This is a genomic window from Brevibacterium ammoniilyticum (assembly GCF_038429965.1).
Taxonomy (GTDB): domain Bacteria; phylum Actinomycetota; class Actinomycetes; order Actinomycetales; family Brevibacteriaceae; genus Brevibacterium; species Brevibacterium ammoniilyticum.
On record NZ_BAABNP010000006.1, the window covers coordinates 178,549 to 191,190 of the forward strand.

General features: G+C 69.7%; 10 protein-coding genes. 6 read left to right on the plus strand and 4 right to left on the minus strand.

Annotated elements, in window-relative coordinates; all coding sequences use genetic code 11:
- Positions 1-16: 16 nt before the first annotated feature.
- Genes AAHA49_RS09160 through AAHA49_RS09170 form a run of 3 tightly spaced genes read right to left on the minus strand, consistent with a single transcriptional unit; the run spans position 17 to position 4,006 of the window.
- Positions 17-802, minus strand: a complete 786-nt coding sequence (locus tag AAHA49_RS09160) for a ferritin-like domain-containing protein (protein WP_342038037.1) — start codon at positions 800-802, stop codon at positions 17-19.
- Complete coding sequence (locus AAHA49_RS09165; protein ID WP_342038038.1) at positions 792-1,781, minus strand: serine/threonine-protein kinase; 990 nt, start codon at positions 1,779-1,781, stop codon at positions 792-794. Before AAHA49_RS09165 ends, AAHA49_RS09160 begins: the two co-directional genes overlap by 11 nt.
- The gene (locus AAHA49_RS09170; protein ID WP_342038039.1) at positions 1,781-4,006 is read right to left on the minus strand and encodes an HAD-IB family hydrolase; all 2,226 of its coding nucleotides are present in this window, start codon (positions 4,004-4,006) and stop codon (positions 1,781-1,783) included. The genes AAHA49_RS09165 and AAHA49_RS09170 overlap by 1 nt, the downstream gene beginning before the upstream one ends.
- Positions 4,007-4,140: 134 nt before the next feature.
- Here AAHA49_RS09170 and AAHA49_RS09175 point away from each other — a divergent pair, with 134 nt between their 5' ends.
- The 4 genes from AAHA49_RS09175 to selD all read left to right on the plus strand — a co-directional run bounded on the left by AAHA49_RS09175 (position 4,141) and on the right by selD (position 8,730).
- Positions 4,141-4,923 carry an SDR family NAD(P)-dependent oxidoreductase gene (locus AAHA49_RS09175; protein WP_342038040.1) on the plus strand — a complete coding sequence of 261 codons (783 nt, stop codon included), beginning with the start codon at positions 4,141-4,143 and terminating at the stop codon, positions 4,921-4,923.
- 151 nt (positions 4,924-5,074) lie between these two features.
- On the plus strand, positions 5,075-5,965 hold the full coding sequence (locus AAHA49_RS09180; protein WP_342038041.1) for a lysophospholipid acyltransferase family protein: 891 nt from the start codon (positions 5,075-5,077) through the stop codon (positions 5,963-5,965).
- The gene (locus AAHA49_RS09185) at positions 5,962-7,698 is read left to right on the plus strand and encodes an FAD-binding oxidoreductase (RefSeq protein WP_342038042.1); all 1,737 of its coding nucleotides are present in this window, start codon (positions 5,962-5,964) and stop codon (positions 7,696-7,698) included. Before AAHA49_RS09180 ends, AAHA49_RS09185 begins: the two co-directional genes overlap by 4 nt.
- Positions 7,699-7,731: 33 nt before the next feature.
- The gene (gene selD, locus AAHA49_RS09190; protein ID WP_342038043.1) at positions 7,732-8,730 is read left to right on the plus strand and encodes a selenide, water dikinase SelD; all 999 of its coding nucleotides are present in this window, start codon (positions 7,732-7,734) and stop codon (positions 8,728-8,730) included.
- Positions 8,731-8,766: 36 nt separating this feature from the next.
- Here selD and AAHA49_RS09195 read toward each other — a convergent pair whose 3' ends face one another.
- Positions 8,767-9,369 carry a TetR/AcrR family transcriptional regulator gene (locus tag AAHA49_RS09195; RefSeq protein WP_339391485.1) on the minus strand — a complete coding sequence of 201 codons (603 nt, stop codon included), beginning with the start codon at positions 9,367-9,369 and terminating at the stop codon, positions 8,767-8,769.
- Positions 9,370-9,558: 189 nt separating this feature from the next.
- Here AAHA49_RS09195 and AAHA49_RS09200 point away from each other — a divergent pair, with 189 nt between their 5' ends.
- Together AAHA49_RS09200 and AAHA49_RS09205 are read left to right on the plus strand one after the other, a co-directional pair.
- Positions 9,559-10,836, plus strand: a complete 1,278-nt coding sequence (locus AAHA49_RS09200) for an MFS transporter (RefSeq protein ID WP_342038044.1) — start codon at positions 9,559-9,561, stop codon at positions 10,834-10,836.
- A 67-nt stretch (positions 10,837-10,903) separates the two neighbouring features.
- A complete protein-coding gene (locus tag AAHA49_RS09205) occupies positions 10,904-12,544 on the plus strand; it encodes an amidohydrolase (protein ID WP_342038045.1) in 1,641 nt (546 codons plus the stop codon).
- Positions 12,545-12,642 lie beyond the last annotated feature (98 nt).

The window sequence follows — 12,642 nt, forward strand, 5'->3', positions numbered from 1 at the left end:
GATGCCTGGGTTGCCCTCAGTCGATGCCGAGTCGGGCGAAGGCATTGCGGAAGATCGTCAGCTCACCGAGGCCGGGCAGCTTCTGCACGCGCTTGTCGAGCTTGTCGACCTCGTCGCTCTGGCCGCGGAAGAGGTAGGACATCACGTGCTTGACCTCCGCGTCGTCCATCATGCCCGAGCCCACCGGCTTCCACAGCTTGCCCAGCGCCAGCTGCACGATCTTCTGCGCCCGCGGGTTGTCCTCAAGACGCTCTCTGGCCTGGGTCGAGTAGAAGGCGACGTGGCGCGTCTCCTGCTTCGCGATCCGCTCGAGCAGCGGTGAGAGCACGGGGTGGTCCTGCATCGCCGCCATCCGCCGATACCCTGCCGTGGCCGAGAGCTCGTTGGCCGCACCCCACGCCATGTGCACGGCGATGAAGTCGGAGCCGACCATGTTCGCCACCAGTGACTGCTTGGCCGGTCCGAGCGCGAGCTTCCAGCCCAGGCCCGCGCGCTTGGCCTTGATCTCGTCGTAGTCGACGTGGATGCCGTGCTTCTGAAGCACCGCGGCCAGCGCCTCACCGTGCCAGAACTCCTCCCGGTTCCACATCGTCATGAACGCCGCCGGAGCGTCTTCGCGATGGGAAGGGGTGACGAGCAGCTCCCGGACGAAGCACGTCGTATGGTATTCGACGTCGCACATGTAGCGCACAGAGCGCAGCGTGTCCGGATCGAGGGGCATATCGTCGAAGAGGTCGAAGTCGAGGTCCGACCATCGCACCGCCTCGGACGTCTCGGCATAGCCGTCGAAGTCAAACGCCATTCCCACTCCCCACTCGTACCGCGGACCTCAGCCCGCGCAGAACTCCACTGCTGTCGCCTCGGTGCCGCGTGCGCGCTCGGCGCCGCGCGCGCCCCGTGACTCGGCGCTGTGCCCGCAGCGCCGCCCGCACCTGGACCACCGAGGGCTGCGGGTCCCCGGGCAGCAGCCCGCCGATCTCGGCATCGGAGGCTGTCAGCGCCCGCCGATCGGCCCCGTCTGAGAAGAGACTCGCGAGAGCGACCGTCTCCTCGGGATCGGGCACGCCGACGACCCGCAGCGGCGCCCACGGCCACCCGAGGTGGGCGCGGGCGAGGACGGCCTCGGGGCGCGATCGGGTGATGCGGGCCGCCGCCTCGGTGCGGAAGAACCGGACGATCTCATCGCGCCGGTCGACCACCTCGGCGACGACGCGGGAAGCCTCCCCGGTCAGCCGGGGGAGCAGTGCCTGCTCGGCGACCTGCAGCGCACCTTCCTGGAGCGCCAGCCGGGCCATCTGACCTGCGGTGATGGGCTCCTTCACGGCTCCCCCGAGCACCGGCGCGACGATCGGCAGGCCGCGTTCGACCCAGACTCCGCGCAGCCGCGTCGACAGGGTCTGCGCCCGGGGAGCGGACCGGTCGAATCCACCAGCGTCGAGGAGATCGCGCAGCGCCCGCGCCAACCAGTAGCGTTCGTAGCCCCACGCGGTGACGAACGCGGTGATGCGCGCTTCGTTCGCCGTCCACGAGGCGAGCATCGCCCTGGTCTCCGCGAGGGCGGAGTTCTCCAGACGCCAGAGGAACCCGAGGTCACGGGCCGTCTCAGCGGACAGGTCGAGACTCGCGGCGTCGACGACGATCCGCCCTCTGGCCTGCGCAAGGTAACCCGGGACGTCGAAGTCGGTGACAAGCACCGTCGGATGCTCGGGGTCGGAGAACAGCCGTCCGTCGACGTGCCCCGGCGGATGCTCGACATCGGTCGCCCTGCGTATCTCACGCATCACCATTCGAGCACCTTCCATCGCCGCTTCAGGGCGAGTCCGTAGAGGCCGAGGTCGGGGGTGACGGCGATCGGTTCGCCGACGAGTTCGAGCCACGCCGCATCGGCCAGCGAATCCCCGTAGCCGGTCGACTTCCCCAGGTCCGCGCCGATCCCGCTCGCATACTTGCGCAGCCAGTTCGCGCGGGCCTCGTCGACGAGCGGCGGTGTTGCGAGGTAGCCGGAGAGGACTCCCGAGTCCGTGACGTCCATGCGGGTGGCGACCACCTCGTCGAAGAGGTCGGCAAGCGGTTCGACGAGGACTTCGAGGGCGCCGGTGACGAGGACCGTGCGATGCCCGGCGGCGCGGTGTTCGTCGATGAGGGTGCGTGCCTGAGGGCGGATCGAGCTGCGGATGCGCTCACCGAGCCCGCCCGCGATGACCTCGCGCAGCTGCTCGATGCGGTACCCCCTGTACCGGCGATTGACCATGCGGATGAGCTCCGACCGGTCACGGGATTCGGCCCGCAGCAGGCCCGGGACGATCCCGGCGATGCCGGCCAGGGCGGCCGGCCAGCGGTGCGGCGGCTGGGTCGCGCGGACCACGGACGCGTACTGCCGGACGATGTTCGTCGAGATCACCGTGCCGTCGAGATCGAAGACGGCGAGCGCATCCGGGGCCGGGGCGATCGGCGAGGGACCGGTCTGCCGGGCGGAGGTGCGGCTGCGCTTCCGGGCGTAGCTGCGGGTCAGTTCCGTCACAGCCGGCAGGTGGATGTCCTTGAAGTACCGCTCCCAGTCGATCTCGGTGACGTCGAAGCGACGCGGATGCCCGGGCGGCAGCTGCGCCTGGAGGGCCCGGGTCGCGGCGTCGTCGAAGACCATCTCCGTCTTCGTGTACGCACGGTAGAGGTCGGCGAACTGACGCAGCGACCGCAGCCCGGAGTCGATGCGGCCCAGCCGCGCGGCCCACTGCCGGGTGCGGCGCGAGGAGGGCAGCCGGTCGACGATGCTGCGACCCGCCCGTGTGCTCAGCTCCTTGAGTCGGATCCGCTGTTCGATGAGCTCGGAGTTCGGGAAGCTCCACTCCGGCACTTCGGTGGGCTGGCCGTCGGGATCGGGCAGCGGTCGGTCGAGGAAGTACTCGCGCACGGTGCTCACCATGTGGTGGAACGGGAGCGGATTGCTCGTCCCGGACACGACGTGGAAGTACTCCGCCCCCGCCTCGGCGGTGGTGGGTTCGCCCCTCACCGGACGATCACGGTCGACGAGGGCGAGGATGACGTTGACGACGAAGTCGACGGGAATGATGTCGAGCACGGAGTCCGCGTGGCCGGGGAACTCGGAGAGGCTGCCGTTCGCGTAGGCCATGATGAGCGGATCGGCGACCTTGAAGCCGTCGATCCATCCCGGCCGCGGGTGCCGCAGCGCGGATTCGATGATCGACGGGCGGACGAAGGAGACGCGGTGGCCGGTCTCGGCCCATTCCTCCTCGGCGACGCGTTCGGCCATCGCCTTGGTCAGCGTGTAGACATCCGTCCAGCCCAGCGACTCGGCGCGGGTGCGTCCGAAGTCGACGAGGCGGTCCTCGACGTGCTTCTGCCGAGCGGCCTCGGCGGCTGCGGCGACGGCCTTCGGGCCCATCCGCGAACTCTGCGCCCGGGCGCTGCGGAGGAAGGCACGGAGGTTCTCCGGGGTCCGCGATTCGGCTTCGACGCGCTCGCGCGCGAGCTTCGCCGCCGTGTGCTCGGCGCGGTGATCGACGGTGTGGGTCAGCCGGCGTTCGAGGGCCACGCCCTTCGAGATCCCGCCGACGTAGGCGGTGGAGACGTGGATGACGTGCGGGTCCTGGCCGGTCTCGAGCAGCGCCCGGTAGAGGTTCTCGACCCCGCCGACGTTCGTCTCGAACGCCTCGTCGATGGGCGCATCGAACGACACGCTCGAGGCGGAGTGGATGACGGTGCCCACGGACTCCGGCAGCGGCGGCAGCGCGGAGAGATCGCCCTCGAGGACCTCGACTCGCGACCGCAGCGCCTCGGCGACGGCGTCCTCACCGGCCCGGGCGATCCAGTCGGCGAACACGGGCCTGGTCAGGAGCCTCTCCACCCGGTCGCGTCCCGTCTGCGTCCCCCGGGGACGCACGAGAACGGTGACGGTGTCCTCCGGTCGGCTCTCGAGCAGAGCCTGGAGGACCGCCTGGCCGAGGAATCCGGTCGCACCGGTGAGAAGAATGCGGCTCGGTGTCATCTGCTGCCTATCGGGTCGTGCGGAAACGGTTTCGGAGTCTGATTCGGAGCCGGTGCCGAATTGGATGGGACGGCGAAGGAAGTCATTGTCCAGTCATCAGCGAGTATGACCCGGGTCACTGTATGGTGACAAGTATGCATGCTGCTCTCATCACCGGCGGAACCGCCGGGATCGGCGCCGCGTTCGCGCGCGCCTTCGCCGCCCGCGGCGTCGACCTCGTCCTCGTCGCCCGCAACCGGGCCAGGCTCGAGGAGTTCGCGGCGGACCTGCGCGCGAGCACGGGGATCGACGTCGAGACCATCGTCGCCGACCTCTCCGACCGTGACGCGCAGGCCGAGGTGGCCGCCCGCATCGAATCCCCCGGGTCGAGGCGCCCGATCGACATCCTCATCAGCAACGCCGGATTCTCCGTCCGCTCGAGCCTGCTCGACCCCGACCTGCGGCAGCACGATCGCGGCTTCGAGGTCATGCAGCGGGCGGTGCTCGTCCTCGGCGGTGCGGCCGCCCGCGCGATGAGCCTGCGCGGGCGCGGGTGGATCATCAACGTGTGCTCCGTGAGCGCCGGACTCACCCAGAGCAACTACACCGCGATCAAGGCGTGGGCGCAGAACTACTCCGAATCCCTGTCCGTGCAGACGGCCGGGACCGGGGTGCAGGTGACCGCCCTCGTGCCCGGATGGGTCCGCACGGAGTTCCATTCGCGCGCCGGCATCGCCGGCACCTCGATCCCCGATCTCCTCTGGCTCGACCCCGACGACCTCGTCGAGGAGTGTCTGCGCGACGTCGCGCGCGGGCGGACCGTGAGCGTCCCGCAGCTGCGCTGGAAGGTCATCGTCTCCGCCCTGCGCGCCGCTCCCCGCCCGGTCATCCACCGGCTCTCGCACCTGCTCACCTCACGGCGGAACCGGGAGAACTGATCCCGTGGGCCCGCGCCTGCCCGTGCGGTCGGGACCGCGGAGGTCGGGACTTCTGCGGCCGGGACGCGTGCGATCGCTGCGGAGTTCAGCACGGAGGATTTCCTTCGCCGAGGAGGCATCCGGATCCGCTGTCGGCTCCGAACAGCGGGTGATGACCTCCGAAACGTCCCGTTCCCCGCAGCCGGTGTCGACGGCGAAGTACCGCTCCCGACCCCGTGCCCTGCTGCGCGCCCTCCTGCAGCGTGTCCTCTTCCGCTCCCTCGTCGTCTCGACGATCAATCCGACGGTGGTCACCGAGCCGCGGGTCCGCGGACTCAACGAGGGCTTCCTCGTCATCGCGAACCACACGTCGCATCTCGACGCGCCGCTCATCGCCCAGAGCCTGCCCCGCTCTCAGGCCCGCTTCCTCGCCACCGGGGTCGCCTTCGACTACTTCTTCACCGTCTGGTCCAGACGGCTCTTCGTCCGCAGTCTGTTCAACGCCTTCCCCGTGTACCGCGAAGGCTCCCGCGGCAGTTCTGACGTGCCTCGGGCGCTCCTGCGCGCCGGCGTGCCCGTCCTCCTCTTCCCCGAGGGCGGTCGGCAGCGGGACCGCGTCATCGCCGACTTCAAGGTCGGTGCGGTCAAACTCGCCGTCGATGCGGGAGTGCCGATCGTTCCCGCGGCCGTCGTCGGCGGGTTCGAGGCGATGCCCAAGGGCGCCCGCTGGCCGGTGCCGGGCCGGCCTCCGGTGCGCGTCGTCCTCGGCGAGCCCGTCATCCCCCGTCCCGGGGAATCGCTGCCTGCGCTCACCGCCCGCGTCCAGTGCCTCGTCGAGGATCTCTTCGACTCCGGGGCGGACTCCATCGGGGTGCCGCGGCTGGCTCACCGGCACGAGCGGCTCGCTCCGGGTGAGGAGCCGCACACCTCCACCCGGGCTCGGGAGCAGACCGCGCACCACCATCGGACGACCGTCCCGATCCCCCGGCAGCATCGGCCGCGGACTCGGGACCGCCTCGGCGAGGATCGAGAGCACACCACGGATGAGAGGATGAGGAATTGAGCGCACCCCTGAGTGTCGATGAGGTCAGGTGGCACCGCTGGTGGGGCTGGGGCGCCGAGGGCGTCGAGTTCCGCTGGGAGACGAAGCCGGCGTTCGCGGCGATCGCGAAGGAGAAGGTCGGCCTCGACCTGTGGAATGCTCCGCGCCCGCGCACCCCGGATCTCGCCGAGGTCGAGGTTCCCGCGTCCCGGCTGCCCGCCCCACTGCAGAGCGCCCTCGCCGAGGCGGTCGGAGCGGTCAATGTCAGCACCGACGACGAGCTGCGCGTCATCCATTCCTTCGGACGGTCTCTGCCCGATCTCTATCGGGTGCGCAACGGGATCATGCCCCGGCTCACCGATGTCGTCGTCCACCCCGGCAGCGAGGACGAGGTCGCCAAGGTCCTCGACATCGTCCTCGACCACGACCTCGTGCTCATCCCCTACGGCGGCGGCTCGTGCATCTCCGGATCGGTCACCCCGGATCCGGACGAGGAGCGGCCGATCGTCTCCCTCAACCTCGGGCGGATGCGTCGGGTCCTCGAGGTCGACGAGTACTCGGGCCTGGCCCGGGTCGAAGCCGGTGCCTATGGCCCTGACCTCGAGGAACAGCTCAATGTCCGGGGATGGACGATGGGGCACTTCCCGGACTCGTTCAGCTATTCGACCCTCGGCGGGTGGGCTGCGACCCGATCGTCGGGGATGCAGTCGGACAAGTACGGTGACATCGAGGACATCGTGCGCGGGATGCGCGTCGTCCATCCGCGCGGGGTCGTCGTGAGCAAGCCGATCCCCGGTCGGGACTCGGGTCCCTCGGTCCACGAGATGATCCTCGGCAGTGAGGGCCGCCTCGGCGTCATCACCGAATGCACGGTCCAGATCCACCGCAGGCCCGAGGTCAGGGAGGTCGTCGCGTACCTCTACCCGGATTGGGCGAGCGGGGTTGAAGCGATGCACGACATCGCACGCTCCGAGGTCAGCCCCACGTTCACCCGGCTCTCCGACGGGCCCGAAACGCGGTTCAGCCTCGCCATGGTCTCGCAGCCGACGACGGTGAAGTCCAAGGTCAGCGCCCGTGGACAGGATGCCCTGTTCGCGTATCTGCGCGCCCGCGGCTGGGACACGACGGAGGGGATGTGCCTGTCCTACGTCTGCTTCGAAGGATCGAAGGAGCACGTGGGCCGGGAGCGGTCCGAGGTCAAACGGATCGTCTCGGGCCGCGGGGGCATCAGCCTGGGAACGGGGCCGGGAGCGATCTACGACCAGAAGAAGTTCGACACCCCCTACCTGCGCGATTTCCTCCTCAACTACCGAGTCTTCGGCGACGTGTGCGAGACGGGGGTGACGTGGGCGAACCTCAAGGACATGCATGCGCGCGTGCACGAACGCTTCACGCAGGTGCGCAGGTCTCAGGGCGGCCCGGGCTTCATGTTCTGCCACATGTCGCACAGCTATCACGGCGGGGCATGCCTCTACTTCACGTTCGCCGTGCCCTACACCGACGAGGACACCGCTCTTGCGGAGTACCAGCAGGTCAAGGATGCCGTGCAGCAGGAGTTCATCGACTCCGGCGGCGGCCTGTCCCACCATCACGGGGTCGGCACCGAGCATCGTCCGTGGATCGTCGACGACATCAGCCCCGCCGGTGCGTTCATGGTCGACTCGCTGTTCCGGGCGAGCGACCCGGGACGCAATCTCAACCCCGGAAAGATCGTCGCCGAGGTGGATGCGCAGACGACGATTCGGACCCCGTGAACTCGTCCACGGCTCCCTGCTAGGCTCGCGCACATGGACACTTCGAGCGATGTCACGGAGTACCGCCTCACCGGTTTCGCCCACGGCGGCGGCTGTGCGTGCAAGATCCCCCCGGGCGAACTCGAGGACGCCGTCCGCGGCCTGACCGGGCAGACGAACCCCGAGGTCATCGTCGGTCTCGACGACGGCGACGACGCCTCAGCGGTGCGCATCCGCGAGGACCTCGCAGTCCTCTCCACGGCCGATTTCTTCACCCCCGTCGTCGACGACGCCTACGACTGGGGGCGGATCGCGGCGGCCAATGCGCTCTCCGACATCTACGCGATGGGAGGCACCCCGGTCACGGCGATCAACCTCGTCGGGTGGCCGCGCGAGGTCCTGCCGATGGAGCTGCTCACCGAGGTGCTGCGCGGGGGCCTCGACATCGCCGCCGAGGCGAACTGTCCGGTCGCCGGCGGGCACTCGATCGACGATCCCGAACCGAAGTACGGCATGGCCGTCACCGGAGTCGCCCATCCCGAGGCGATCATGCGCAACGATGCCGCGCAGCCGGGCCTGCCGATCACCCTGACGAAGCCGATCGGCGTCGGCATCCTCAATAACCGGCACAAGCAGACCGGTGAGGTCTTCCCCGAGGCGATCGCGACGATGACGCAGCTCAACGCCGATGCCTCCCGGCAGGCCGTGGCCGCGGGGATCCGCGCGGCCACCGATGTCACCGGGTTCGGCCTGCTCGGGCACCTGTTCAAGATGTGCCGAGCCTCGGGCGTCGGCGCGGTCATCGATGCGGACGCGGTGCCCCGCCTCGGCGGCGTCGATGAGTCGATCGCGGCCGGCTACGTCTCCGGCGGCACCCGCCGGAACCTCGACTGGGTGCGCCCGCACCTGACCGCCGGCGACACCGTCACCGAGGCGGACCTCCTCCTGCTCGCGGACGCGCAGACCTCGGGCGGCCTCCTCGTCGTCGGCGAACTGCCCGGGTACCCCGTCATCGGCGAGACCGTCGCGGGTTCGGGCATCCGGGTGCGGTGAACACGTTCACGCACGAGGGTCACGCCCGCTGAATCCTCACCTGACCCGCGCCTCGATGCCGGTGATGATGAGATCGAGACCGGTGCGGTAGACCCGTTCGTTGCGTGCGGTGCCGGTCGGATGGTCGTCGATGAGGCCGGCGAGTGGAGAGTCAGGGGTGTCGGGGGCGAAGATCTCCGTCGGCGAGAGCGCGTCGATGGCGATCCCGAAGGCGAAGGCGTCGAGGACTTCGACGGTCGTCAGTATCTCGTCCTCGGGCAGTCCCGCCCGCCTGAGGCTGACGACGAGCGATTCGTAGAGGCGCAGGGTCTGCGGTTCCTGGATCGTCACGCCGAGGAGGTGGATGAGCACTCGCGGATGGTCCGCGTAGAGCCGCCACAGGGCACCGACTCCGGCCCGCAGGGTGTCCTGCCAGGCTCCCTCCGGCGGGGGCGCGAACGCGTACTCGCGGCTGAGGACCTCCCGCATCGCGTGGACGATGCCCTCGCGGCCGTCGACGTGGTGGTAGAGCGAGGAGAGGCTGACGCCGAGCTTCTTCGCCAGCGGCTGGATCTTCAGCTCCTCACCGGCATCGATCATCGCGATGGCGGCGAGCGCGATCTTCTCTCGGCTCAGCAGCGGCGAGGACGGTCGGGCCATGGATGCTCACTCCCTGTCTGCGGGTCGGCGGTGTCACCGGGGCGCCGGTGTCTCCGAGTCGACGGCCGACGGCCCCGAAGGGACGACGGCCCCGAAGGATTGACACCGGCGGATGTAACCTGCACCATACTAGTTAACCGAAAAGTTTTCGGTTAACCGAGAGCGTCACCCATCGGCAAAGGGGCCACCATGAGTTCACGTCCATCATCACCGGTCGTCGCCGACGATCCGCGCGTACCGCTGGGGCTGCGCAACGGCGCGTCGATCTTCCTCGTCTCCCTCGCCGGGCTGATGATGGCCAATCTCGCTCCGCTCATCATGTCCGTGCTCGAAGACGTCGGCTTCGACGTCATCGCCTCGGGCAACATCCTCACGTGGGCCCTGCTCGCCTCGGCGGTCGTCGGCCTCGCCACCTCCCGGTTCGCTTCCGGTGCCCACCGGCGCACGCTCGCCTCGATCGGCCTCGTCATCGCGATCGCCGGCTTCCTCGTCGCCGCCTTCGCCGGCACCCCCGGTCTCGTCGTCACCGGGTTCATCGCCGGCGGGGCCGGGGTGGGCACCGCGATCTCCGCCTCGGGCGCGGCCATCGCCGCGGTGCGCAACCCCAACCGGGTGAGCGCGACGAGCGGCGTCGTCAACCGCCTCCTCGTCATGGTCGTCCTCGCGGTGATCCCGATCCTCGGCCTCGCCCAGATCACCGTCTTCGGGGCGCTCGCGCTGCTCGCAGCCATCAGCCTCGCCGTGACCGTGTGGCTGCCCGACACCCCTGACTACTCGACCGCCGAGATCGTCGCTGAGGCGCCGGCCTCCGCGCCCACCCCGCGGCGCGTCATCATCGCCGGCATCGGCATCCTCATCGTCTTCCCCGTCTGGGGCACGAGCGAGGACTCCGTGTGGACGCTCGCTCCCGTCCTCGGCGACGCCGTGGGGATGAGCGAGCAGAGCCTCGGGTTCGCCCTCAGCGCCGCGGCCGGAGTCGGAGCGGCGGCGATGCTCGTCGTCACCCTCCTCGGCACCCGGATCGGACGGGCAGTGCCGCTGGCCGTCGCCCTCCTCCTCGGCGGGGTGACGAAGATCTGGATCGGCATGACCACGGATGCGCAGACCCTGGGCATCCTCATCATCGTCGTCAACACGGTCTACGCGTTCGCGTTCGTCCTCTTCATCGCCACCGCCGCCGGTCTCGATGCGCGCGGCAGCTGGTCGGGTCCGCTCATCGGTGCCTACATCGTCGGCTCGAGCTTCGCCCCGATCATCGGCGCGTGGGTCATCGAATCCGTGGGGATCGCGAACTTCGGGCTCATCATGGGCATCGTCAGCTTCGTCGTCATCATTCCGACCGTGCTCATCGCCCGCGTCTCCACGAGCGTCGAACGCACCCTCAGCCACCTCGGCGAGGACACCTCCGACCGGCCCGCCGCCGCAGACCGACCGGCCGCCGCAGACCCATCCGCCTCCACCGACTGACTGGTCGCCTCCCACTGAGCTGTCGCCTCGGCGAGCCACCACCCCAACCGCACCACGGAAGGACACCATGACCACCGTCTTCACCAACGCCACCGTCTTCACCGGGGATGAGCACGCCCCCCTCGCCGAGGCGGTCGCCGTCGACGGCGGACGCCTCCTCGCCGTCGGGGACGGTGGGGCCGTCGCCGAAGTCGCCGGTGAGGGCGCCGAGGTGGTCGACCTCGACGGTGCGCTCGTGTCCCCCGGATTCGTCGAGGCGCACACGCATCTGGCGATGTTCGGACAGGCCCTGGACAAGGTGCAGCTGCGCGATGCCGCGACGCTGTCGGAGATCCAGGACCGGCTGCGGCGGGCACGGGAGGCGAATCCGGAGGCGCCGTACCTCCTCGGCGCATCCTGGATGTTCGAAGCGATCCCCGGCGGGGAGCCGACGGCGGCGATGATCGACGAGGTCATCGACGACATCCCGGTCGTCCTCGACTCGAACGACGTCCACTCGACGTGGGTGAACACGGCGGCGCTGAGAGCGATGGGCATCGACGCGGACACCCCGAACCCGCCCGGGGGCACGATCGTGCGCGACGAAGCGGGCCAGGCGACCGGATTCCTGCTGGAGAACGCGGCGATCGAGTACGTGTGGTCCTACCTCGACGAGATCGTCACCGACGCTGACCGCGACCGGTTCCTCGACACGGCGTTCCGCGTCTACCTCGAGAACGGGGTGACCGCGGCGACGGATATGGCGCTCGGGGAGACGGAGCTCGCGACGTTCCTCAGGCTGCTCGAGCGCGACGGGCGACTGCCGTTCCCCGTCACCGCGCACTGGCTGCTGCGGCCGACCGGGGATCCGGAGGCCGATCTCGCCGCGGTCGCCCGGGCCGCCGAGGTGCGCGACCTCGTCGCCGAACTGCCGGCCGCGGAGTCGTTCCGGATCGTCGGGGTGAAGTTCATCCTCGACGGCGTCATCGATGCGTGCACGGCGGCCATGCGGGCACCGTATGCCGATGGGTCGAATGCCGAGCCGATCTGGTCGTTCGAGACCGCGGCCCCGGTCGCTGTCGCCGCCGATGCCGAGGGACTCCAGTTGGCGATGCACGCGATCGGCGACCGGTCGAGTGAGATCGCGCTCGATCTGGTCGAGGAGTGCATCCGCGTCAATGGCCCGCGGGTCCGGACTCCGCGGATCGAGCACCTCGAGTCGGTGACCGATGAGACGATTCGGCGGATGGCGGCGCTCGGCTTGGTCGCGTCGATGCAGCCGGTCCACTGCGATCCGGCGATCATGGGCAATTGGAAGGCGATGCTCGGCGATGGGCGGGCCGAGACCGGGTTCCCGTGGCACAAGTTCCGCGCCGCCGGGGTGCCGATCGCCCTCGGCACGGATGCGCCGACGGCGCCGCACGAGACAGCGCAGAACCTCTTCGTCGCGCTGACCACGCGCTCTGCCTTGGTGCCCGGCACCGCCTATTACCATCCCGAGCGGGCGTTCACTCCGGCGCAGGCGCTCGACGGGCTGACCCGGGCCGGCGCCGAGGCGGGCGGTTTCGCCGATGGTGTCGGTCGGATCGTGCCCGGTGGGCGCGCGAATCTCGTCATCGTCGATGTCGACCCCTTCACCGGGGCCCGCGACGAGCTGCTCGAGGCCACCGTGCTGACGACGATCGTCGACGGCGACGTGTTGTGGGAGGCCCCTACCGCCCGCAGGTGACGTTCTGTGGGTGACGTTCCGCGGCGCCGCCTGGGCGGTGCGCACACGAATCCTGGACGCTCAGTGTCGATCTCAGGCTCCAGAATCGGCACTGAGCG